The sequence below is a fragment of the Amphritea atlantica genome, from assembly GCF_900111095.1.
Lineage (GTDB): Bacteria > Pseudomonadota > Gammaproteobacteria > Pseudomonadales > Balneatricaceae > Amphritea > Amphritea atlantica.
Window position 1 is genome coordinate 78439 of record NZ_FOGB01000004.1, and the last position, 22704, is coordinate 101142.

Genomic DNA, 22704 nt, shown 5'->3' on the forward strand with positions numbered 1-22704 from the left:
ATGTTATGAGCAGATGTTATGAGTGAGTGCTATGAGTAAAACAGCAGAATCAACCCGGCAGCGCCTGGTGCAGTCTATCCGGCGCATTGCTAAAACGGAATTTGAAGAAAACCAGAGGCTGGGCCCCGCAGCGCCAAAAGCGCGGATCGGCAAAACCCGTGGTGCGGCCTATCTTAACGCCAACGGAGAGATTGCTACTGGTGATGATGTGCCAGATGATGCGCCCATAGATTCTGCTGATAAAGCATCGGATGCAGCGCAAAATGATAGCGGCACGGTAAAAAAGAAAAACTACCAGTCGATATCGGATGCCGATAATGCGCAAGTCGGCGACACCTTTGATCAGTTTAAGGGTGTGGATTGCACCACCGGTGAAGCAGTGAAGATTGATCTGACACCGTTGGATGGTAATGAGTATGTGCCCCCGGATGGGTGGGCAGATGCGGATAGTCCGCCAGTACCGGATGATTATATAGAGGGAGAGTATTGGCGGACCGGGCTATGGTTTGGATCATATTACTACGGTGCAACTGCAGGTGAGGCCTGTAGTTTAATCGGCGGCACGTATGATGCGTCATCAGGGCAGTGTGCTGGAACTGAATACGGTTATCATTCGGTTGATCATTATCCGTGTGGGAGTTCTACGGCACCATATTGCACAATATCCCCAGTCCCCACCTCCTGGCCATCCGACAACACAACCGATCTGGTCCTGAAAAACGGGGCCTTTCAGGCCCATCCAATGGACCCGGATGCAGCCGAGGCGTTTAAAACCAGCCCGCCGGCAGAGGTTGAAATCTGCGACGGGCAGGGCAACCGCTACAGCGTCACGGCGTTGGAAGGCGGCGGGGCAATGGTGACAAAGCTGGACGGCAATGGCGACCCGGTCGCAGATGGTCGTTCGCTGGTCATCGATAAAGCTGGTGTAGTAAAACAGCGCATCATGAACAGCTGGCGGGATAGCTATCTGTAAGCAGATCTGATCTAAAGCACTAAAAATTATTTATTCATAAACCGGCCCTGACATCAGTCAGTGCCGGTTTTTTTATGGGGAATCATCACAATGGCTGTCACTGTTAAAAAATCCGTAGTCGCTAATTCATACACCCGGCTGCAAGCGGACGTTACAAAAGATTGTTGGTTTCAAGCCCCTGGAAAATCGGCGTTGCATGTCGTGCTGACCGACACCGGCGCAACGGCTCCGGTGGTTGATATTAATGATGTTGCCTACGTCAAACCTGTTGTCGTAACGCCGGGTGACGTCTGGTATCGCGCAGACACTGTCAATAATCCAGCCATGCAGGGTGAGATATGGGTGCGCGGTGATCAGGATAGTGATATCTCGTGGACGGAGTAAGCTATGAACGTTATGAATTTGCCAATGCAAACCCGCCCGGGTGGGCGGGTGATGAACATGCCGTTGGGTGGCTTTCGTAAACGCGCTCTGTCACGCTATTTCACAGCCGCTGAGGCTGCGTATAATCACTATTTCACCATCCCCGAGCTGACAGTTGACCGTGTAGTGATGGATGTGTATTCGCCAGCAGGTGACGCAGCAGGCCTGCCGGCTGGCGCACCTACGCCAACAGCCAGCAAATATGTAACGCTCGATTTTGCGTACTCTGGCACTATATCTGAGCTGCTGAAAAATGGCGCTGATTATTTCACCGGTATCCCCGCGAATATTTATCTGTATAACAGCGGATCGGTATTAGCGTATTACAAAGCTGACGAGGATTTCAGTCAGACTTCAGTTCTAATTGACCATAGCGGCAACGGTAACCATGGGGCAGCAGTCAACATTGTTTTATCTTATCTGAACACGTTTGCTGGGAATGGTTGGCTAGGCAGTAATGAGGCACTTATTTCTGAAACAGGCTTGCTTGGTGATGATGCGAGTCCAGAGTTGTCCAATCCAGTATTTGTTACTACAGCTGGGTATGCATATAGAATATCAGCGAGAATAGCAGAAATGACAGGTGCCAGTAGCGTCGGCTGGTCTACTCTTGGCGGCATACCGGGGGTATCACCGTTCAGAGAGTTTGGGCCTGCTGTTGGCGATGCTATCGGCGGAACCTTCATACCCACCGCATCAGGAGTTAACTGCTTTCTGTTCGGTAGAGCCGAAGCTATAACTAAATATAATTCTATTACAGCACAGAAATTCCTGGAGATAGTATAATGCCAATGACTCCACTATACCCGCCTGGATACAGTAGCCCTGCTTATGATCTGCTACTAGAGCATCACAAGAACCCAGCGCAGCACGACAAAAGTCTGAACACACTGTTCAGTGAAACCGTAGAAGATCTGTGCGCCCGCAAGCATCTGCCGATTGTTGAAGAGGCAAACAAAGTCTTTCTGCATGAAGTGTTTGTTGATGAAGCTGGCGATCAGCTGCAGGGCTATAAGCTGGTTTTGGCTTTGGCTAAATTTATGGCAACGCCTGGCCGCCCGGTTCTTTACGCAGAGCAAGGCGTGTTCAGTCAACTGTACCGAGATCCAGCATATCGACTCTATTGCGGCAAATACGACAATGACGAAGCGTTTCTGAGTGATATTGCGGATTTTACTGCGATGATTGCAGCTGAAATGCCATCCGCTTTGTCAGCGTGGGAATCAGCTATTGCTGACAAAACGCCCGATCAGGCTGCAGACGTGATGTTTAATCTCATAGTCGAGTACAGTGCGTGATGATCCGCCGGGCTAAAAATCTAGGGTATCCGGATTATAGGGTTGAAACAGGGCTATAAACGCCCTGCCTCGATCTCCCGTACCAGTGTTGACATATCTGCGCCGTAGTTGGTCAATGGGCCAGTTTCAGCAACGCCATAGAACGGCATCCTGCCCATAGCCCCCTCGGGTATCCGTTGCCGCTGATAGCGGGGCTTCTTGATCTTCTGAAAACCCTCAGTAAACAGTATCTTGGCTCGCAGCGCTTCAAAGCTGTAGCCACGGCCCACACGATTCACAACACGGATCAGGTTGTTCAGTGACTCGGTGTAGGCGTTGGTAATGGGGTGGTCGAAGTAAGCGAAAATGTCATCGTGCCAGTTGACCATCGCTTTGATCAGCGGATCGAAGTGAGTCATCATTTCCGGCGTAATCTGTCGCAGCCAGGAGTAATATGCCTCCTGTGCCTGGTGCCGGGTCTGACAGTCCCAAATCTCGAAAAAGGCTTCTTTCAGTTCGTAGGCTTGGCCGATCTCTGGATAGTTCAACGTCCAGCCAGAGAAGCGCATGTATTCCGCATCTGTCAGCTCGTGACGGCGTTTCAGCAAGACGAACCTATCACGCATCAACCCACGGCGCTGCTGCGCTGTTAGATCGCTTCTGATGGCCTTACGAGCACGTTCCAGAGATTCGTTCGCCATCCTGACAACGTGGAATTTGTCGATGATAACTGTGGCGTCAGGGATCATGGTTTCTACCGCTTGCCGGTACGGTCTCCACATATCCATTGCTACATAGCGTACCTGGTCGCGGTCAGTGCGTTTGCTCAGATAGCGCGTAACCGTCGTTTTGTTTCGGTTATCCAGCATATCAACGATGGTCTGCTGCTCGATGTTGGTAATCACGCAGCGCGGTTTGATGATGTGGATTTCATCAATTCCCAGCCACTGCGGCATCTCGAATTTGAGCGTTTTTTCCAGCCGCTCGCAGTAGTCGTTGAAAATGTTGCGGACGGTTTTTTCATCGACCCCAACATCCTCAGCAACGCCCGAGAACGTCCGCCGTAGGCTCTCGCGCTCGATGTACTGAATCAGGCGGTGGGTCATCTGCCGCTTGTCGTCTTTGTGCGGTACAGGCTCCAGAAACGTCTTCCGGCAGGACTGGCAGCGATAGCGACGGCGGTTAAGCATAATACCCGTTCGTTTGCCGTGGACTGGGGTGTCCATGACCACCTCATCACGTCGGCCAAAGCCAACGATTTCAGGATGATTGCAGTGGGGGCAGTGTGTGGGCGGCTTGGCAACCTCAGCTTGTACTTGATAATCGTGCTCAAGCTCTGCCACATTGACTACGTTGTAGTCAGGCCAATTCAAAATATTTGTCATAGTCAAAAAGAAAGGGGCCGAAGCCCCTTGCTGTTACTCCACTTCTACCGTGTCATCAATGCTAGCATCAGCGTACAACTCTTTAGCGAGCCAGCGGTGTCCAAAAAACTCTTTAACCTCTGCCAGCGTTTCGCAGACTTTTCCGCTGAAACGGTCGCGCTCACCTTGCCATCTTGTACGGCCAACTTGATGGCAGATGAATTTTCCGCCTTTGGTTTTGTAAAGTGCAAGCTCTGTCCAGCGACCTGTTTGACCGCTGTAGCTACTACCCATCGCCTGATTGTCCGAACTGGCCGCACTTGCTACCAGTTCACCAGTAAAGCGAACGCTGGGTGCGTTATCAATCTCAAGAGTAAATGTTTCCATGTCTGAGTCCTCGTCTACGTCAATGTCAGTTACTTGTTCAATCTCAAGCACGCTGTAATCAATGCTGCTGAAATCAGAATCCAGATAGTCGGCCAGCTCATGCGCATTCAGCTCGTCACCGCCTTCATCTACAACCACAACGCCTTCTACAGACCAAACGTCATCCTGTCCCTCGGTTCCTGTAGACAAAGAATCAGGGTCGCATTCGTCGTAGTTAAAGCCTTCGGTGTAAGTGATTTTGATGCCGTCGAGGGTAGAGGTTTTGGAAGCCCAGCCCCAAACATGAGGAATGTCGATCAGGTCAAGAGATTCGTTTTCTTCATCCCACTCTTCAACCTGACGATCAAGACGCTCTACAACTTCATGGTCTTGTTCACGCTGCCAGTCATTGCGAGCTACCAGAGTTTCAAATTCAGCAATAGAGATAGTTTTCATGGTTAAGTCCTTGTCATCTCAGAGTCGCCGCTGAGTTCGGCTGTGGATGTCTTCCACGTTTTTAATGATATGGTATCTAGCTCCCGCCGTCAACCCTAAAATCCGATTTATTTATAAAATTACATCTAGTGCAGATCAACCGCTAAATCCGGATACCCAAAATCTATACCGCCTGGCGTCACCGTATCGATACAAACACCCGGCTTTGATCGGCGTGAACTACGCAAACCGCTGGTGCGTGATCAGCGGTGGTGAGATCGTCGTTCAATCTGGCCACGCGTGGGACGGTTGCACGCCGAAATTCGATATCGCGGGCCTGGGTGTTGTGGGTGTGCCGGATGGGCGCTTATATCAGGGACTGCCGATCACATACTATCCATCTCTGGTACACGATGTGTTCTGTCAGTTCAAACATGAGATCCGCATCAGTAAAGCGGCGGTGGTTCAGATATTCAACGACATGCTGAAAGAGCGCCAGTTTGGTGCTCGGGTGCTATACGTGACGGCGGTAGACTGGCTGGGCCCGCAGCAGTTCGCCGGCGATAAAGCCGCCCCGGCATGAAATGGAATTCAGAAAGTGCCCGGTCGCCCGGTCGATGACCAACGTCAGATTAATTAAAATCTCAGCAAAGATGAATAGGAAAAAATCTTAATTAAAATCGTCAACCTCTACGTCGATGCTCTCATATTGAGCGTCGACGTAGCCCTTCTTTATCAGTCTATCGACTGCCCGCATCGCTTTCTCCTCGCTATAAAAATTATCAGGCAGATACTCAATCTCCCCGTTTTCGTTAGTGAAAAACACCTGGTACGTAACATAATTCATCCAAAAACCCTCTATATCTAAATATAAAAACCAAGTTTCAGTGCTACAAATTTGCTACATGGTTTATTTTTTATTTATAAATCAATAGCTTGTTTTAAAAAAATCCTTTCCATCATGGGCGCGACTGAAAAGCGTCTATCCGGCGTATTCCGCGGGGCTGCTGGGCTGTGGCTTGTTTTGGCTGGTGTTTTCAATGGTTTGTTTTTGGTTCAATTAGGTTGTTTTAGGGTGTTTTTGGGGATGCAGTGCTACATGAACCAGTGCTACACAAGAGCCTGTAGCACTGGTTCATGTAGCACTGAGTGCTGACTATTGACACCCCTACCGCTGCGGCCGAATCTGTTGCGTATCACGCCCTGATCTGTAATCAGCGGAAAGGCGCGATTATATATCAGGAAAGAAAAACATTCGATCAGCATAAAGATGCGAAGTTGTGGGCGAAACACCGGAGATAAAACCGTCCCGGTCTGAAATAGAGTTCAGAAAGTGATGGGGTGATTGGTAGACGCTTTTAGTAACTTAAAGATTTTTCTATGGCTATAGAAAAAGTCTGATTTAGTAGTGATAACGGCACTGGGCAATTAGAAGCGTGTCGTTGTCTACGGTATAAATCAGCCGATGCTCTTGGTTTATTCTGCGAGATACAAATCCGGATAGATCTCCTTTGAGTCTTTCCGGTTTGCCTATCCCTGTAAATGGAGTGCGCATTGACGCTTTTATTAGCTCATTTATTCGAGCTAAAATTTTCGGATCGTTTTTCTGCCAGTAAAGATAATCGTCCCAGGCTTCATTTGCCCAGCTCAATTTCCTCGCCATTTTCGATATCCTGTAGGTCGTGTACGACCACTCTACCAGCCTTTATATCTGCTACTGCGTTTAGTAAGCGCTCGGCGTTTCGAGGGCTTCTGAGTAGATATAATGTTTCGTTGATGCTGTCGTAATCCTCTTTAGATAGCATTACAACATCACCGCCGTTTTTTCGGGTGATAACAGTTGCTTCGTGAGAATCACAAGTCGCATCCATTACACTCTTTAGACTGGCGCGAGCATCGCTGTAGTTAACGATGTTCATGTCAAACCCCTTGTTTGCTCTAACCAGGATACTATTTTGCAGCCTGGGTATATTTCTTTAACTCGGTTTATGAGTTACGTGTTTTTGATCTATGTATTAATAGTTGTACAGGTAATTGTACATTTGGTTTTTGTGTTACGTCAAACTCTACCTGCTCATCCAGTATATCTCCCTCTATATATCTTCAGATTATTCAGACTTATTAGTTAGGCGTTTAGTGTTAAAGATACAAAAATGATTATTGATGTCTTATAAATCAATGGTTTATTTGCATAAAAATTTGTCTGATATTAGTCGGTCTTAGCGCCCTATGAACTATTTTCTGCACAACACTGAGCCATTCTTTCATATGGCGAAAGTAGAGTATTGCCATTCCGAAAGCCTGATAACGTCAGTTGTTCATCACACAAACCGGACCAGTTCGGATTTGCGACTGATCTTTAGTTTTTTGAACGCTCTTTTTTTGTAGGTGATGATGGTCGACTCCGATAATCCAAGCGCATTACCGGTCGATTTGGCTGTATGGCCCTGCAGAATCATATCGCAGATCTGCGCTTCACGTTCAGAGAGGCCTGATACCAACAGGGACTTAATTACACCGCGCTGTTTGCGTTCATCACGAAAATGTTTGAGCAACAACGATCCGATCAGTGACGATATCTGTTTCAGTGAGTCAAGCTGCCCGTCAGCAAAGCCATCCTCCTTCTTGCTGTAAAAGTTCACATAAAAAAGATGTTGGCTTTTTCGGTCCAGCACTATAAATGAGAATTTGGTATCGAAATGGGGGACATTAAAAAAGCGTCGGCGATAAACGGGAGGGAGTTGCCTTTTTTCCAGCAGGCGGTAGGGTGCGACGTCCGTTTGGCAGAGCACGGATGCCTTCAGTTCCTGCAACATAGGGTCATCCAGATAGGCACCATCCAGGTAGAGCGAGGCCAGTTCGAGTCCCAGGTCAGGATGCTCGACATTATGCGCCAGGCGGCAGGTGGCGTACTCGCCATTGGGTGAGAACTCGAACACCATATACTGATCGATCTGGGCGAGGGCTTTCATCATCTGAAAGAAGCGGGGATAAAACTTACCGCTGCCGAGCCGGTCAATACAGCCGGCAACCTGCTCAGCTATATCTGGCCAAATATCTCGTGAGCTGTGCATATTGACCTCTGATAGCAGAAATAAAGCCAAGTATAGTGCTACAGCTGCATTAACTCACGCAGCAGGAGTTGATCAACCTTCTGAGTACAATGTCTCTTCGTGAGCGGGGTAGCGCCTCCTGAATAATTACCTGAGAGGCGCTTTAAACCTGTGCTTATGAAAGCATAAAACCATCAAAGAAAGCACTCAGTTGATCATATCCATTGAGGGGGAGGATAGTGGCAATATGCTGATCGGGTCGCACCACCACCATACAACCGCTGGTGCGATCGATACCCCGCTGCTCAAAAATATCGCTACCCTGATCAGCACGGAATATCTTTTCGTAATCTCTCAAGCCGTACTTACCTTTGGCAGGCCAGAGGAATTCAGGCATCGCTTCGATTGACAGATCTTGCTGCTGGAATACTGCATAGAGATCAATCACCGAGTCGATATCTGCACCGGCAGGCGTATATTTCTGCACCGGTGAGGTTTCAGCGTTTGCCAGGAAGTCGACCAGTCTGGCTGAGTCGGAGGTTGCCTCCAGAGGGGATTGCTGACTACCAAAGATAAAGAGACGCCAGCGGCCATCGGCTTTATTCAGGTGGCCCAGGTGCACGGGGCAGCCATCCGCCAGGCGAACCGCTTTGGCCGAATGGAAGCGTTCACCGATATGAAAGCCGGTTGCCAGGTGCTGGTTTTCGTGACCGGTACAGAGATAGGATTCATCGTAGCCAATGGATGTACCGGCAATAAAGCCATTCTGGCGGGCAACGAATTGCTCGATATCTGCCGTGCTCTTTTTGACCGGCTGTGAATTTTTGTCTGCCGTTGGGCGAGTGGCGACCAGGGCTGACATTTCACGGTCAGCATTGATCAGCATAAAGGCGACTTTCCGTCGTTCTGCTTCGTAGGTTTGCAGCAACCGGGGATCAGATCTGCCCTGCAACACAGCGGCCAGTTTCCAGCCCAGGTTAAAGGTGTCAGGCAACGAAGTATTTAACCCCCAACCCCCTTTGGGGCTGTGTGTATGGCAGGCATCACCGGCCACAAACGCGCGCGGAATCAGGCCTTGCGGATTACCCGCCGGGGTGTCGTCAAAGCTCTCAGCAACACGCTGACCCACTTCGTAGATTGACCACCAGGCGACCTCTTTAACATCCAGTTGATAAGGATTCAGGATTAGTCTCGCCTTGGCAATAATATCGTCGACAGTCAGATTAAGCTCGGACGCTCTATGCCCCCTGGCCAGCAGATCGAGCTCGACATAGAGGCGGACCAGGTAGCCACCCTCGCGGGGGACGATCATTACCGCGCCGTTGTCTTTCGACTGGATAAAACTCTTCACCCGGATGTCCGGGAAGTCGGTGACCAGCAGAACATCCATCACCCCCCAGACTTTGTTAGCCGAGTCTCCCTGTAGCTCAATTCCCAGGTTTTTACGCACCGCGCTACGTGCACCATCACAACCGACTACATAGCGCGCTTTAACGGTCTCGACGTGGGACGATTGCGTTGCATCGTTGCGTTCAAAGGTGGCCGTGATGGGGTGCGCACTCAAATTCTGAGTGAGAGTTTTATCAACCTCCAGCTCAAGCAGCCGCCGGTTATAATGTGGAATCAGGTGCGTGACTGAGTTTTCCATGCCTTCGAGTAAGATATCGTGTAGCCGTGCCTGATTGACTACCCCATGGGTAAATTCGGAGAGACCCAGTCGTGCATCCCGCACTTTGTGGGTTCGCTTAATGTTCTCTGGGTGTTGGGCATCCGGCTCCCAGAATGCATTCTGGTGCAGCTGGTAGGTCTCTTTCACCAGCAGCTCGCTACTGTTAAACCCTTCCATAATCTCCATCGTGCGACAGGATATGCCATCCGCCTGACCAAATAACAGTGGCCCGGATTTCTGTTCAACAATACAGGTTTTAATATCGGCAAACTCCGACAGCTGTCTTGCCAGTGCTAGCCCTGCAGGGCCACAGCCGACAATTAAAACGTCCACCTCGGTTGGCAGGTCCACCATCGGTGGTGGACTAGCGGGTTCCCGGGCTGAGTCTGGAATCTGATAGTTACCGGGTTTAAAACCGTTGAGATGATACTGCATCACATAATCCTCTTAGCCTGACGTAGTCGCTGGCGGGTATTGTTTTTGTAGGTCGATTGTTGGTATTCATCTTTGATCGATGATGTAGAGTTTACGTCGATAAGTTAGTGGAGCCTGTCACCTGAAAATGGGGACAATTGAGAGATAGCTATAAACAGGGTGATCGGAAGCGGTAAGCCGGCTAAGGTATTCAACTGAGGGTATTCAACCGGGTCTTTAGCGCTTATTTTCGGGTAGGGGTGAGCCCTGGCCTGGCAGCCAGTTGTTATATTAAGTGCAGCATTTTGCTCCCTGATTTAATCCGTGAACATAAATCAGGGGGCTGTGGGATGATTACGCTTGTCTGTCATCAAGGCTACGCTGAAAAGTTATTTTTTGCGGCGCGTTGTTTTTTCCAACGATTCTGTTTCGCTTCAGGTTATTTCCGTTTGGATATTTCCCGCATCAGACCACTCAGATCAAGCCCCTGAAGTTCGGCAAGTTTCTGAATATCATTTTGGGTACGGGGAGGCACTTTACTGGCGGCCTTAACGGCCTGCTTTTTCTCTGCGGTTTTTTGTTTAACTTTTTCCAGCAGATTATTTAACTGTTCCAGACTGAGATGACTCAGCTGTTCATCTACTTCATTACTAAACATCGGATATGTAAATTTTCCTGAGAGACGATCTAATCCTTACGTTCCTGCAGCGGTTGCAGATCACTCATACATCCATGGTCGACCGCGCAACAGCTAGCCAGAGGCGGTTTTTGCCGTCTGCCTGGTTAAGCAACGTTAAATTATCTCTGAACGGGTTGTGCGGGAGGCTAACTATAGCACTCAAATCGTTTGTTTTTAAACTGATATTGCAGCTATTCTCACCGCCCGGCCATTTTTAAAGGTTTCAGCGGCTGAAATCTCAAAACCACACTGTCGCAGCAGCGCGGTAATATCCTCAGGGTGATAGCGGTTATGTTCCTGAAAATGCTGAAACGCATCCACCAGAGCATCGTAGTCCGGTGTCTGGCTTGCCAGATCGATCCCGCTATATTGATGCTGCAGATAATCCGCCAAAGGCTGGCGCACCATATCGCAGAGAACAAGCACACCACCGGGCTTCAGCCAGCGGCGTAGTTTACTGAACAGCGTTACCGGCTGGTGCAGTTCATGAATCAGCAGATTGGCCAGGGCGATATCCACTGAGTGTTGCGGCAGTTCGGTTGCGGGGTTATTGAGATCATCACAGATGATGTTCACATTGGCTGCCAGATCTTCCATCCGCTCCAGCATATAGGGCGCCAGTTCAAACCCTGTCAGGGTGGCGTGGGGATACTGTTGTGCCAGTTGGTTCAGCCACAGGCCCGTGCCGCAGCCCAGGTCGATAACTGAAGCCTGATCTGACAGGTGTGCAGCGCAATGATGCTGCCAGAACGCCTGAAAATCTGCGTCATGATTTTTTGCGTAGCTCTGAACGGTTTTTTCGGCCGCTTTCTGACCATCACCACCATGATGATGGCGCAGATATTCGGTGGTTTCTTGCATCTTTGTTACAGTGTCCCGCTGACCATAGTATGGCGATTATTTTCATGTTTTAATGCCGACTTCGCAAACTAAAAGTTGCTATTCAGATGCATCAGATCAAGCGTACCGGCGTTAAACGTTTCTATTTTGCCACTAAATATTCAATGCAGGGGATTAAAGCGGCCTGGCAGGAAGAGCCCGCTTTTCGCTATGAGGTTTGTGCGGTTGTGGTTATGCTGCCCGCGGCCTTCTGGCTGGCGCAGTCTGGCATACAGCTGGCACTGTTGCTGGCCTGCTGTTTTCTGGTGCTGGCGTTTGAGATTGTTAACTCGGCGATAGAGGCGGTAGTGGATCGCTGGGGGCCGGAATATCATGAGCTGGCTGGGCGGGCTAAAGATATGGGCTCCGCCGCCGTCTTTATGATGCTCAATATGACCTGGGTGGTATGGGCCGGTGTTGCCTGGGACAACGGCTATCTGGATTTTGTCAAAGCGCTGTTTTAAAAAGATTAATTCAGCAATGCTCTGATCTCCGGCAGGCAGGAGCCGCAGTTACTGCCGCACTTCAGTTTGGCCGCCAGTTCGTCGGTGCTCGCCGCGCCCTGACTGATCGCCTGTTGGATCTGCTTTTCCCCCACCTCAAAACAGCTGCAGATAATCGCACCGCAGTCAGTGCTGTTATCCACCGGTTTACCGGCCAGCAGTGCCATCCGTTGTGCCGCAGTACTGATCGGTTGGGCAAACTGCTTACTCAGCCATGCACTGTTGGGCAGGGCCTTGTCCGAAACCGGTGCAGTGGTGGCGAAGAACAGCAGCTCCGGTTGTTGATTGGCAAATGTTGCCAGCCGGTAAGCTGCAGTGGAATTCAGCTCGATTCTATCTTTGCCGATCTCAACAACGGACTCTAGCCATTCCTGCCAGTTTACCGGAAGCAGCAGCCCTGCCAATTCATAGCGGAATCCTTTTTCCAGGGGGATTTTACACCAGTATTCGCAGGGCAGGTCGGAGAGCTCTTTATCGCTAATCAGAATACCCCGCCAGAGGCTGTTCAGTTTGCGGATAGTGACCGGACAATACTTGGACTCGGGTTGCCCGGCAATCGGATCACAGATCGGGGCTATCAGGCTGTCCACCCGGGCCAGTGAGGTAAACTGTGCGCTCCAGTGGATCGGCATAAACAGTGAACCAGCAGGCTGCCTGTCGGTGACGTTGGCACGCACCACACAACGGCCGAGGGCGTTGCTGACTTCCACCAGATCATTATCAGCGATCTGGTTGTGTGCGGCATCCTCAGGTGAGATCTCCACAAACGGCTGATCAATATGGTTGAGCAGGCGGCTGGCTTTGCCGGTGCGGGTCATGGTGTGCCACTGATCGCGGATACGACCGGTATTGAGCACCAGAGGAAACTGTTCTGAGGTCTGATTTACCGGGGTTGAAGGCGTGACAGCAACCATCCTGGCCCGGCCAGACGGAGTGTTGAACTGACCACTCTGAAACAGCCTCTTAGGATTTAAGTTTGCCTGCTTAGCTGCTGGCCAGCGGACCGGTTGCAGCTGGTTATACTGTTCTTCAGTGAGAGATTTCAGGGCGCTGATATCGAAGTAACGCCGGCCGTTATTTCTGTATCCGGAAAGGGCTGCATGCTCGGTAAATATTTCACCCGGAGACCTGAATCCGAAACCCGCGTCAAACCCCATAGCCCGTGCTACGGAACAGATAATCTGCCAGTCATGGCGACTATTGCCTGCGGGCTTGAGAAACCCCCGCTGCCGCGATATAACCCGCTCGGAGTTGGTGACGGTGCCGTCTTTTTCTGCCCAGCCGGTGGCGGGCAACAACACGTTGGCGCAGGCGGTGGTGTCGGTTTTTTCAATGCAGTCGGACACCACCACTAACTCGCAGCGTTGCAGTGCCTCGCGGACAAGATCGGCGTCCGGCAAACTGGCGACAGGGTTGGTGCCCATGATCCAGATCGCTTTGATGCGGCCATCATGCACCGCCTGGAACATATCCACCGCTTTCAATCCCTCCTGGTGGACCATGTTTGGTGCCTGCCAGAAGGTCTCAACCAGTTCGATATTAGCCGGATCACTGAAATCCATATGCGCCGCCAACTGATTGGCCAGTCCGCCGACCTCCCGTCCACCCATGGCGTTGGGCTGGCCGGTAATGGAGAAGGGCGCTGCCCCCGGTTTGCCGATCTTTCCGGTAGCAAGGTGGCAGTTGATGATCGCATTGCCCTTATCGACCCCGGATGAGGACTGATTGATCCCCTGAGAGAACAGGGTGACAACTTTCTCTGTGCAGCTGAACCAGTCATATAACAGACCCAGATCGGTCTCAGGCAGACCACAGAGTCGGGCGGATTCTGCCACACTGCCGGTCAGTTGTTTCGCCGCTAGCAGGGCGCTGTCAAAGCCTTCGGTATGGTTGTCGATAAAGGTGGAATCCAGGGCATCATTGTCCGCCAGATAACTCAGCAGGCCGGTAAACAGATAGCCATCGCTACCGGGTTTGAGCGGCAGATGCAGATCGGCAATATCGCAGGTAGCAGTTTGCCGGGGGTCGATAACAACGATCTTCATCTGCGGACGGGCTTTTTTAGCGGCCACAATACGCTGATAAATAACCGGATGTGCCCAGGCCGTGTTCGAACCGGTGAGAATCAGTAATTCCGCCAGTTCCAGATCTTCATAGCAGCCGGGCACCAGGTCGGCACCAAAGGCCCGCTTGTGGGCTGCCACTGCGGAAGACATGCAGAGGCGTGAGTTGGTATCGACATTGGCCGAGCCGATATAGCCTTTCATCAGCTTATTGGCAACGTAATAGTCTTCGGTCAGAATCTGACCGGAGAGGTACAGCGCGACAGAGTCGGGGCCATGCTCTTCGATGGTTTTACGAAATCCCTGGGCAACATGATCGATGGCCTGCTCCCAACTGACGCTGGTGCCATCAATCCGGGGTTCCAGTAAGCGGCCATCCAGGCCGGTTGTCTCATGCAATGCAGACCCTTTTACACAGAGACGTCCCTGATTGGCCGGATGATCCCGGTCGCCGCTGACCGCAATCAGCCGGTTGTCGCTGACTTCGGCGTTGACACCACAACCGACGCCACAGTAGGGGCAGGTGGTTTTAACCTGGCATGTGTCTGAGGTGTTCGTCATCTATCAGGGTTTCCTGTGTATCTGTGTTTCAATTGCTGTTTTTACCCGGCTGTTATATCAGAGCTTTTATCAGCGCCGATGTAAGAGCTGATATAAGAACCGATATAAGAGCTTATATAAGCACCTCGACCTGGCCCTGTTCAATCCGGGCCGGCCACGCCTGGATGCGGGTGTTTTCATCATCCAGGCAGCGACCGGTTTTCAGGCAGAAATGCTGTTTATAAACGGGTGAGGCGACAAACAGATCATCCCCTTTTGAGCCGATCAGTCCCCGTGACAGGACATTGGCCTGGCTGAATGGATCATGGTTAGCAATGGCAAATACCGCTTGCTGCTTTTTGACATAAAACAGTGCCACCTGAGTGTCTGCCACCAGGGCGCAGATGCCAGAGTCAGCGATCAGGTCATTTTGGCTGCATACGGCAGTCCAGTGTTTGGTAGTAGTCATCATTCTTTCCTCTGTATCAGCTCACCAGTTTGATCGGTTCGGCCTCAACCTCAGCCTTTTCCTGCGGAGTTGCCGGGCGGATTTGCTGGCGCTCCTCGACAAATATGACGTTGCTGTCTGGGGCTTCTGAGTTAACGAAATGGCGGAACCGCTTCAGCGCTTGCGGGCTTTCCAGAGTGGTTTTCCATTCGCACTGGTAGGTGGCTACAACATGGGCCATCTGTTGTTCCAGCTCTTCGCCCAGGCTCAGGCTGTCGTTGATAATCACCTGACGCAGGTAGTCCAGTCCGCCCTCCATATTTTCCATCCAGACGGAGGTGCGCTGCAGGCGGTCCGCTGTCTTGATATAAAACATCAGGATGCGGTCGATGTAGCGGATCAGGGTGTCGCGGTCGAGGTCGGTGGCAAACAGGTCGCCGTGGCGGGGTTTCATTCCGCCGTTACCGCAGACATACAGGTTCCAGCCTTTTTCGGTGGCGATCACGCCGATATCCTTGCTTTGTGCCTCGGCGCACTCACGGGTGCAGCCGGACACGGCAAACTTGATCTTGTGCGGCGCTCGCAGCCCCTTGTAACGGTTTTCCAGATCAATCGCCAGGCCGACGCTGTCATCCACCCCGAAGCGGCACCAGGTGCTGCCGACGCAGGATTTAACGGTACGCAGGGATTTGCCGTAGGCGTGGCCGGTTTCAAAGCCAGCGTCGATCAGTTCCTGCCAGATATCCGGCAGTTGCTCCAGCCGGGCGCCAAACAGGTCAACCCGCTGGCCGCCGGTGATCTTGCTGTAGAGGTTATATTTCTTCGCTACCTGACCCAGTACAATCAGTTTGTCGGCGGTAATCTCACCACCGGCAACCCGGGGCACCACCGAATAGGTGCCATCTTTCTGCATGTTCGCCATAAAGGTGTCATTGGTATCCTGCAGGCCGACGTTTTGCTCCGTCAGGATGTAATCGTTCCAGCAGGATGCCAGAATACTGCCCACCGCAGGGCGGCAGATTTCACAACCATGGCCGCGGCCGTGTTTCTCCAACAGCTCATCGAAACTGCGGATCTCTTCAATGCGGATAAGGTTGTACAGATCCTGACGGGTGTAAGGGAAGTGTTCGCACAGATCGCGATTAACTTCGACCCCCATCTCCTCCAGTTCATGGTTTACCAGATCGGTCAGCAGGGCAGAGCAGCCGCCACAGCCGGTAGCCGCTTTAGTGCTGCCTTTGACGTCGGCCAGGGTGCAGCAGCCGCCATCGAGTGCGGCGCGCACATCCGCTTTACTGACATCATGGCAGGAGCAGATCTGAGCGGTTTCCGGCAGCGCGGCAACCCCGAGACCGGTCTGCTTGTCGTCGCCCCGGTTGGGCAAAATCAGGGTGTCCGGGTATTCCGGCAGATGGATACCGTTGAGCATATACTGCAGCAGTGTGCCGTACTGCTCAGCATCACCCACCAGAATAGCGCCCAGCAGAATCTTACCATCCTCTGACACCACCAGTTTTTTGTACACTTCGGCACGTTCATCGACAAAGCTGTATACCCGTGCCCCGGGCGTCTGGCCGTGGGCATCGCCAATGCTGGCAACATCGACCCCCATCAGTTTCAGTTTGGTGCTCATATCGGCACCGGTGAAGCTGTCGCTTCCGCCGGTCAGGTGAGACACCGCGACTTTGGCCATCTGGTTGCCGGGGGCCACCAGACCAAATATCTGTTTGTTCCACAGGGCGCACTCACCGATGGCATAGATCGAGGGATCGGAGGTCTGGCAGTTGTTATTGATGACGATACCGCCGCGCTCACCCACTTCCAGGTCAGACTCACGCGCCAGTTCATCCCGGGGACGGATGCCGGCAGAGAACAGGATCAGATCGGTTTCCAGCACCTCGCCATCGGCAAAATTCATTTTGTGGAAACACTCTTCGCCATCATCGATCAGTTGGGTATTCTTTTGCGTATGCACGCTCACACCCAGTGCCTCGATCTTCTGCCGCAACATGGCTCCGCCGCCATTATCCAGCTGCACCGCCATCAACCGTGGGGCAAACTCCACTACATGGGTTTCCAGGCCCAGATCGGTTAGTGCTTTGGCCGCTTCCAGCCCCAGCAGGCCACCGCCGACAACGGTGCCTACGCGAGATTTTTTGGCCGCTTCCGCAATCGCATCGAGATCGTCAATGGTGCGGTATACCAGGCACTGTTGACGGTCGTGGCCGGGTACCGGGGGCACGAACGGATAGGATCCGGTCGCCAGCACCAGCTTGTCGTAGCTCAGTTCGCGGCCTTTGTCGGTGGTCACCGATTTATACCCTCTGTCGATCCCGGTCACGGTTTCACCGGTGAGTACATTCAGTCCCCAGCTGCGGTAGAGGTCTGCATTACCCATCGCCAGGTCTTCAGCGGTTGCCCCGGAGAAGTAAGCGCTCAGATGCACCCGGTCATAGGCCAGTCGGCTTTCTTCACAAAACACGGTGACTTCAAAATTATCCAACTGACCACTATCGGCCAGGCTCTGTAGAAATTGGTGGCCAACCATACCGTTTCCGGCGATTACCAGTTTTGTTTTACTCATGAGGTTGCTCCTGTTGCCAGACATAATTCAGGTGCTGAAGTCTGGATCTCTTCTACACCGACAGGGGTTAATTGGGGGATCGATTCAGCTTCGCAGTAGCGCCGGCCAAAAATCAGGTCCGGCGTCAGGTGCTGAACCTGTTGCTGGGTCTGAATCAGTTCGAAGTACCAGTTACCATCATTAACAGCGCCATAGAGCACGGCGCCGGCGAGTTTCTGGTGACGAAAAATGAGTTTGCGATAGGTGCCGCTGGCGAGGTCCTGACAGATCACCGACTCGGTTTCCGGGCTGTCGAGAAACTCACCGGCGGAAAACAGGTCAATGCCTGAAACCTTCAGTTTGGTGGCACAGGGCTGCACCCGGAAAAGGCTGTCAGAGGTGCGGCACAGCTGGTCTGCCAAAACGGTTGCCTGATCCCACAGGGGGGCAACCAGACCGAAGGTGTGGCTGCCGAACTGGGTGCATTCTCCCAGGGCATATACATTCGGATGAGAGCTCTGCAGCCGGTCATTGACCAGCACCCCTTTGTCGCAATCGATTCCGCTGACCTTAGCCAGCTTGTGATTGGGTGTGATACCGATAGCGATCACGGCCAGTCCGGTGTGGATCACCGAACCGTCACTCAGGGTTACCTGCTGAAGTGTTTCCGGGCGTGGGTGCACTTCGCTTTTTGAACCTCCAGAGAGGTATGCAGAGTTCTCATCAGAAGATACCTGACCTGAAAACTGGCTGATTTCAGCATTCAGCCGGAAGGTGATGCCGCGTGCTTCCAGTGACTGTTGCAACATTCTGCCTGCCGCGGGGTCCAGCTGCCGGTTCAGCAGCCAGTCACCGCGATGGATGACGGTGACGTTCAGCCCCTGTTGACGCAAGCCCCAGGCCGCTTCAAGTCCCAGTAATCCACCGCCGATCACCGTAGCATGCTGGGTATTGCTGACTTTGCTCATGATGCGGTCAATATCATCGAGATTGCGGAAACTCAGGATGCCATCCAGATCACAGTTCCGGGCTGCGGGGGGGATTACCGGTTCAGACCCGGTGGCCAGCACCAGTTTGTCATAGCTAAAAAGGCTACCGCTTTGGCAGGTCAGGGTCTGGGTAGCAGTATCGATTGCGATAACCGGATCGCCACTGTGAAGGGTGATACTGTTTTCCTGATACCACTGCTCTGAATGGGTGATAATCTCATCCGCTCTGATCTCTCCGGCGAGTACGGGCGAGAGCATTATGCGGTTGTAATTCGCATAACCCTCAGCGCCGAATACGGTGATCCGGTAGAGATCAGGATCCCGTTTCAGAATCTCGTCCAGCAGACGGCCGCATGCCATGCCGTTGCCGATAATGATGAGATGAGCTTTAGCCATAAAAAAAATCCAAAAAAAAATGGCATTCACCAACCAGTACGAGTGCGAAGTACTGGAGGATGAACACCATTGTCCAAAAAAATATGAGAAGCCTAAGATAGGCATATCAGATAATGCAGATGCTATGCCATTTATATTTTAATCTTTTAAAAACAATTATTTATATATTTTTTGATGATTATTTAGTCATCCAGAAGAGCTTTTTCGTGCACCAATAGTGCTAATCTGGTCGAATACCGCACCTTTGTGGTGCCACGATTTAGCGGGTGTACAGATACAGCAGCACCAGATTAGACATCAGCAACAGCAGGCAGAATATCTGCCATACCAGCAGTGGGTTTTTCCTGATCAGTGGTTGCTTGCTGATATCCGCCGCCAGCTTCTGATTGGGGGTGGTAAAGTCCTGAATAAATTCCGACAGCGCCTGATAGCGATGCACCGGGTTGGGCTGCAGGGCTTTTTGCAGGCAGCCTTCCATCCACAGTGGCAGGTCTCTGCGCTGGTGGATCGCGGGCCGGTAACTGAGTTCGCTATAGTTGTCGATGCTCACCTGCTTAACCGAGTGCTCTTTAAACGGCAGTGTACCCGTGAGCATTTCGTAGCTGATGACCGCCAGAGAGAAAAGGTCCGAGCGGAAGCTGCCTTTTTGCCCCATCAGATATTCAGGGGCGATATAGTTGACTGAGCCCTGGGGGACCGACTTATCCAGTGGTGAACCCAGTTCGTTGATGCCGGCGATCAGAACGGTTCCGAAATCCAGAATTTTAACCTGGCCGTCCCGGTTGAGCATGATGTTTTCAGGCTTCAGATCCTGATGCACCATATCCTGCCGCTGGAAGGCGCGCAGCCCTTTGATCGCCTGTTGAATAATCGGGCGCACCAGATCGGGTGAGGGCAGTGGATGATCATCCATCCACTGGCGCAGATTTACCCCCTCTATATATTCTCCTAAATAATAGAGGAAGCGTTTCTCCCCCGCTGGACTGAAGGTTTTCATCACATTGGGGTGGTTTAGCTGTTGGCCAACCCACTCCTCACGCACAAATCCGTCGAGATAGAGCGGGTCATCGTCAAAGTTGACAGAGGGGGCTTTGAGGGTATAAATCTGGCCACTGCTGAGTTCGCGGACTTTGTACATGTGGCTGCGGGTACCACTGAAAATAATATCCAGTACCTCATAGTCGTCGATTCTGTTACCCACCTTCATGACCGGCGGGATCGGTAAGCGGGTCAGTCTTCGGTGACTTTCATCCAGAGTTTCAGCGGGCAACTGATCCACCCGCACCAGCAGCACGGTGAGATTGTCATCGCTGCCGTTTGTCAGAGCCTGCTCAACGATGCGTCGTGCTACCGTTTCAAGGCTGTCCTGCTGAATCTGGCTCAGCAGCGCTTTTAACTCGTTCATACTGAGATATTCATGGACGCCATCGGTACTCAACAGCAACAGATCGCCGTTGATCAGATCCTGCTGCGAGAAATCAACTTCAAGGTGCCGGTCAGCGCCCAGCGCCCGGGACAGATAGTTACGCCCCCGTTCCGTACGGCTGTGATCGTTAGTGAGCTGTTCCAGCTGCTGATTGCGCCACTGGTAGATACGGGAGTCCCCGACATGAAAGGTGTACAGCGTACTGGACTTAATGATCAGTGCCGAAAAAGTTGTCAGCATACTGTCGCGGTGTGCCGGGAGGACGTTGTTCTGCTGATGCAGCCAGCTGTTTAGCCCGGTCACCACCCGTGAGACCGACTGTTTAACACTCCAGCTGTGCGGGGTGCTGAAATAATCTTCAATAAAACTGGTCACGGAGGTCTGACTGGCGATATGCGAGTCCTGACAACTACTGACACCATCGGCAATGGCGGCGGCTGCCCCTTTAAAGCGGCGGCTGTTGTTGTCTGGCGGCTGGTGAGCGGCGAAGGCATCCTGATTGACCGGCTTTCTGCCCGCCACCGAGTAGCCGCCAAAGCTGACTTGCGGCGCTGAGTGTTGTGAGTGCGGCTTCGGTTCGGCCTTCATTATGCGGCTATTCCTGTGTTGAGATACGCTGCCCGGTCAGACGCCGGACAGCACAGGGATCAGGTGACGCTGATCAGCTCGACCGTGCCGTCATCGTTGACTTCGGCAATATGGCCTTTTGGCTCTTCAAGAAACAGCAGCGTGACAAAGCCCAGCACGGCGGTGGCTGCGATAACGATAAAGAATGATTGATAGCTTACCATCGACAGCACCGTCAAGTAGAACACGGCTCCCACATTACCATAGGCGCCGGTCATGCCTGCCACCTGGCCGGTCAGACGACGCTTAATCAGAGGGACGACGGCAAAAACGGCACCTTCACCCGCCTGCACGAAGAAGGAGCACGCCATCGCCGTGATTACAGCGATGATCAGTGGCCAGCTGTTATCGATCATCGCCATCAGTGCATAACCCACCGCCAGACCAGCAGTAAGAATCAGCAGGGTCTTTTTGCGGCCGAAACGATCACTGATCCAGCCGCCACCAGGGCGGGACATCAGGTTCATAAAGGCGTATGCCGAGGCCAGTAGCCCGGCAACCACCATATTCAGTTCAAACACATCTGCAAAGAACAGTGGCAGCATAGACACTACCGCCAGCTCTGAACCAAAGGTGGCGAAGTAGAGGATGTTCAGTACCGCCACCTGCTTAAACTTATATTGTTCAATCTCTGGCACCGGTTTTATAAACACTTCCCGGTTAACGTTGTAGGCGCTGTAGCAGTCATAGATGAATATGGCGATCAGCGACAGATTGATAGTCAGTGCGGCGGTTGCACTGATAACACTGACACCCGCCGGGGACAGCTTCCAGGTCAGCAGCGCGAGCGCGGCATACATCGGAATCTTCATAATCAGCAGAAACAGGAAATCCCCTTTGCTGGTGACTTCCAGTCCGCCAATTTTTTTCGGTTTGAAATAGGTTGAGCCTTTCGGTGTATCGCTGACATTGACGTACCAGATGACGCTGAACACCAGACTGATCAGTCCAGTCAGACCAACCGCATAGCGCCAGCCATCCTCACCGCCAAACAGCAGGGCGAGGGTAGGCAGGCTCATGGCCGCGGCGGCTGAACCAAAATTACCCCAGCCGCCGTAAATACCCTCGGCGGTGCCCAGTTCATTGGCCGGAAACCACTCACTGACCATGCGGATACCGATGACAAAACCGGCCCCGACAAACCCCAGCAGAAAACGGGAGATAGCCGCTTCGGCGAAATTATCCGCCAGGGCAAACATAAAACAGGGGATGCTGGAGATCAGCAGTAGTGCAGAGTAGGTGAGTCGTGGGCCGTATTTATCGGTCAGCATACCGATAATAATCCGGGCTGGAATGGTCAGGGCGACGTTAAGAATCAGCAGTGTTTTGATCTCAGCTTTGCTCAGGCCCAGCGATTCTGCAATCGCACCCAATAAGGGTGCATGGTTGAACCAGACAAAAAAAGTGATGAAGAATGCGATCCAGCTGAAATGCAGGATCTTCATCTTCCCGCTAAGCGAGAAAAGATTAAATTTGGTGGCTTCATTCATGCGTAGTGCCTTTGCTTATTGTTAATAATCCGGAACAAAAAAAAACGCCCGGAAACCTTCCATACATTGATGGAGTCTCCGAGCGCCATTGCTCAAATAAGTGCGCCGAACAGATTAACTGCCCTTT

Annotated in this window: 21 protein-coding genes; 6 read left to right on the forward strand and 15 right to left on the reverse strand. The window is 52.0% G+C overall.

Annotated elements, in window-relative coordinates; genetic code table 11:
• Positions 1-31 precede the first annotated feature (31 nt).
• The 4 genes from BMY09_RS08330 (at position 32) to BMY09_RS08345 (ending at position 2694) form a co-directional block, all read left to right on the forward strand.
• A complete protein-coding gene (locus BMY09_RS08330) occupies positions 32-973 on the forward strand; it encodes a hypothetical protein (RefSeq protein WP_091356553.1) in 942 nt (313 codons plus the stop codon).
• A 90-nt stretch (positions 974-1063) separates the two neighbouring features.
• Complete coding sequence (locus BMY09_RS08335) at positions 1064-1357, forward strand: hypothetical protein (protein ID WP_091356556.1); 294 nt, start codon at positions 1064-1066, stop codon at positions 1355-1357.
• 3 nt (positions 1358-1360) lie between these two features.
• A complete protein-coding gene (locus BMY09_RS08340) occupies positions 1361-2182 on the forward strand; it encodes a hypothetical protein (protein ID WP_091356558.1) in 822 nt (273 codons plus the stop codon).
• A complete protein-coding gene (locus BMY09_RS08345) occupies positions 2182-2694 on the forward strand; it encodes a hypothetical protein (protein ID WP_091356561.1) in 513 nt (170 codons plus the stop codon). Before BMY09_RS08340 ends, BMY09_RS08345 begins: the two co-directional genes overlap by 1 nt.
• Positions 2695-2747: 53 nt before the next feature.
• Here BMY09_RS08345 and BMY09_RS08350 read toward each other — a convergent pair whose 3' ends face one another.
• Together BMY09_RS08350 and BMY09_RS08355 are read right to left on the reverse strand one after the other, a co-directional pair.
• Positions 2748-4016: an ISL3 family transposase gene (locus tag BMY09_RS08350; protein ID WP_217647410.1), complete on the reverse strand. Its 1269-nt coding sequence runs from the start codon at positions 4014-4016 to the stop codon at positions 2748-2750.
• Between the two features lie 75 nt (positions 4017-4091).
• Positions 4092-4859, reverse strand: a complete 768-nt coding sequence (locus BMY09_RS08355; protein WP_091356565.1) for a hypothetical protein — start codon at positions 4857-4859, stop codon at positions 4092-4094.
• Positions 4860-5073: 214 nt separating this feature from the next.
• Here BMY09_RS08355 and BMY09_RS08360 point away from each other — a divergent pair, with 214 nt between their 5' ends.
• A complete protein-coding gene (locus BMY09_RS08360) occupies positions 5074-5421 on the forward strand; it encodes a hypothetical protein (protein WP_139203161.1) in 348 nt (115 codons plus the stop codon).
• 87 nt (positions 5422-5508) lie between these two features.
• On the opposite strand, the gene BMY09_RS22025 is transcribed toward BMY09_RS08360, so the two are convergent.
• From BMY09_RS22025 to BMY09_RS08390, 7 genes are all read right to left on the reverse strand, one after another.
• Entirely contained in the window at positions 5509-5685 is a 177-nt protein-coding gene (locus tag BMY09_RS22025; protein ID WP_139203162.1) for an alpha-galactosidase, read from the reverse strand.
• Positions 5686-6240: 555 nt separating this feature from the next.
• Entirely contained in the window at positions 6241-6501 is a 261-nt protein-coding gene (locus BMY09_RS08365; RefSeq protein ID WP_091356572.1) for a Txe/YoeB family addiction module toxin, read from the reverse strand.
• Complete coding sequence (locus BMY09_RS08370; RefSeq protein WP_091356575.1) at positions 6473-6757, reverse strand: type II toxin-antitoxin system Phd/YefM family antitoxin; 285 nt, start codon at positions 6755-6757, stop codon at positions 6473-6475. The genes BMY09_RS08365 and BMY09_RS08370 overlap by 29 nt, the downstream gene beginning before the upstream one ends.
• A gap of 402 nt (positions 6758-7159) precedes the next feature.
• On the reverse strand, positions 7160-7912 hold the full coding sequence (locus BMY09_RS08375; RefSeq protein WP_091356579.1) for a helix-turn-helix domain-containing protein: 753 nt from the start codon (positions 7910-7912) through the stop codon (positions 7160-7162).
• Between the two features lie 154 nt (positions 7913-8066).
• Positions 8067-9995, reverse strand: coding sequence for an FAD-dependent monooxygenase (locus BMY09_RS08380; protein ID WP_091356581.1), 1929 nt, complete (start codon positions 9993-9995; stop codon positions 8067-8069).
• Between the two features lie 418 nt (positions 9996-10413).
• The gene (locus tag BMY09_RS08385; protein WP_091356583.1) at positions 10414-10632 is read right to left on the reverse strand and encodes a hypothetical protein; all 219 of its coding nucleotides are present in this window, start codon (positions 10630-10632) and stop codon (positions 10414-10416) included.
• 195 nt (positions 10633-10827) lie between these two features.
• Positions 10828-11514 carry a class I SAM-dependent methyltransferase gene (locus BMY09_RS08390; RefSeq protein ID WP_091356586.1) on the reverse strand — a complete coding sequence of 229 codons (687 nt, stop codon included), beginning with the start codon at positions 11512-11514 and terminating at the stop codon, positions 10828-10830.
• Positions 11515-11600: 86 nt separating this feature from the next.
• Between BMY09_RS08390 and BMY09_RS08395 the strand changes: the two genes are divergently transcribed.
• Entirely contained in the window at positions 11601-11996 is a 396-nt protein-coding gene (locus BMY09_RS08395; protein WP_175483480.1) for a diacylglycerol kinase, read from the forward strand.
• Positions 11997-12001: 5 nt separating this feature from the next.
• Here the strand turns inward: BMY09_RS08395 and BMY09_RS08400 are convergent, their stop codons facing one another.
• The 6 genes from BMY09_RS08400 to BMY09_RS08425 all read right to left on the reverse strand — a co-directional run bounded on the left by BMY09_RS08400 (position 12002) and on the right by BMY09_RS08425 (position 22577).
• Positions 12002-14659, reverse strand: coding sequence for a nitrate reductase (locus BMY09_RS08400; RefSeq protein WP_091356587.1), 2658 nt, complete (start codon positions 14657-14659; stop codon positions 12002-12004).
• Positions 14660-14771: 112 nt separating this feature from the next.
• On the reverse strand, positions 14772-15107 hold the full coding sequence (gene nirD / locus BMY09_RS08405) for a nitrite reductase small subunit NirD (protein ID WP_091357126.1): 336 nt from the start codon (positions 15105-15107) through the stop codon (positions 14772-14774).
• 16 nt (positions 15108-15123) lie between these two features.
• Entirely contained in the window at positions 15124-17670 is a 2547-nt protein-coding gene (nirB, locus tag BMY09_RS08410; RefSeq protein ID WP_091356590.1) for a nitrite reductase large subunit NirB, read from the reverse strand.
• Positions 17667-19034, reverse strand: coding sequence for an NAD(P)/FAD-dependent oxidoreductase (locus BMY09_RS08415; RefSeq protein WP_175483481.1), 1368 nt, complete (start codon positions 19032-19034; stop codon positions 17667-17669). The genes nirB and BMY09_RS08415 overlap by 4 nt, the downstream gene beginning before the upstream one ends.
• A 259-nt stretch (positions 19035-19293) precedes the next feature.
• Positions 19294-21048 (reverse strand): bifunctional protein-serine/threonine kinase/phosphatase, encoded by a 1755-nt coding sequence (locus BMY09_RS08420; protein ID WP_091356594.1) that lies wholly within the window; start codon positions 21046-21048, stop codon positions 19294-19296.
• A 59-nt stretch (positions 21049-21107) separates the two neighbouring features.
• Positions 21108-22577, reverse strand: a complete 1470-nt coding sequence (locus BMY09_RS08425; protein ID WP_091356596.1) for a NarK family nitrate/nitrite MFS transporter — start codon at positions 22575-22577, stop codon at positions 21108-21110.
• Between the last annotated feature and the right edge of the window lie 127 nt (positions 22578-22704).

What these genes read in the sequence shown, in the direction of transcription:
- BMY09_RS08380 (WP_091356581.1), bottom strand. Translation starts at nt 9,995, where the DNA reads ATGCAGTATCATCTCAACGGTTTTAAACCCGGTAACTATCAGATTCCA.
- BMY09_RS08340 (WP_091356558.1), top strand. Translation starts at nt 1,361, where the DNA reads ATGAACGTTATGAATTTGCCAATGCAAACCCGCCCGGGTGGGCGGGTG.
- BMY09_RS08385 (WP_091356583.1), bottom strand. Translation starts at nt 10,632, where the DNA reads ATGTTTAGTAATGAAGTAGATGAACAGCTGAGTCATCTCAGTCTGGAA.
- BMY09_RS08375 (WP_091356579.1), bottom strand. Translation starts at nt 7,912, where the DNA reads ATGCACAGCTCACGAGATATTTGGCCAGATATAGCTGAGCAGGTTGCC.
- BMY09_RS08330 (WP_091356553.1), top strand. Translation starts at nt 32, where the DNA reads ATGAGTAAAACAGCAGAATCAACCCGGCAGCGCCTGGTGCAGTCTATC.
- BMY09_RS08395 (WP_175483480.1), top strand. Translation starts at nt 11,601, where the DNA reads ATGCATCAGATCAAGCGTACCGGCGTTAAACGTTTCTATTTTGCCACT.
- BMY09_RS08420 (WP_091356594.1), bottom strand. Translation starts at nt 21,048, where the DNA reads ATGAAGGCCGAACCGAAGCCGCACTCACAACACTCAGCGCCGCAAGTC.
- BMY09_RS08335 (WP_091356556.1), top strand. Translation starts at nt 1,064, where the DNA reads ATGGCTGTCACTGTTAAAAAATCCGTAGTCGCTAATTCATACACCCGG.
- BMY09_RS22025 (WP_139203162.1), bottom strand. Translation starts at nt 5,685, where the DNA reads ATGAATTATGTTACGTACCAGGTGTTTTTCACTAACGAAAACGGGGAG.
- BMY09_RS08415 (WP_175483481.1), bottom strand. Translation starts at nt 19,034, where the DNA reads ATGGCTAAAGCTCATCTCATCATTATCGGCAACGGCATGGCATGCGGC.
- BMY09_RS08370 (WP_091356575.1), bottom strand. Translation starts at nt 6,757, where the DNA reads ATGAACATCGTTAACTACAGCGATGCTCGCGCCAGTCTAAAGAGTGTA.
- BMY09_RS08400 (WP_091356587.1), bottom strand. Translation starts at nt 14,659, where the DNA reads ATGACGAACACCTCAGACACATGCCAGGTTAAAACCACCTGCCCCTAC.
- BMY09_RS08345 (WP_091356561.1), top strand. Translation starts at nt 2,182, where the DNA reads ATGCCAATGACTCCACTATACCCGCCTGGATACAGTAGCCCTGCTTAT.
- BMY09_RS08355 (WP_091356565.1), bottom strand. Translation starts at nt 4,859, where the DNA reads ATGAAAACTATCTCTATTGCTGAATTTGAAACTCTGGTAGCTCGCAAT.
- BMY09_RS08390 (WP_091356586.1), bottom strand. Translation starts at nt 11,514, where the DNA reads ATGCAAGAAACCACCGAATATCTGCGCCATCATCATGGTGGTGATGGT.
- nirB (WP_091356590.1), bottom strand. Translation starts at nt 17,670, where the DNA reads ATGAGTAAAACAAAACTGGTAATCGCCGGAAACGGTATGGTTGGCCAC.
- nirD (WP_091357126.1), bottom strand. Translation starts at nt 15,107, where the DNA reads ATGACTACTACCAAACACTGGACTGCCGTATGCAGCCAAAATGACCTG.
- BMY09_RS08425 (WP_091356596.1), bottom strand. Translation starts at nt 22,577, where the DNA reads ATGAATGAAGCCACCAAATTTAATCTTTTCTCGCTTAGCGGGAAGATG.
- BMY09_RS08365 (WP_091356572.1), bottom strand. Translation starts at nt 6,501, where the DNA reads ATGGCGAGGAAATTGAGCTGGGCAAATGAAGCCTGGGACGATTATCTT.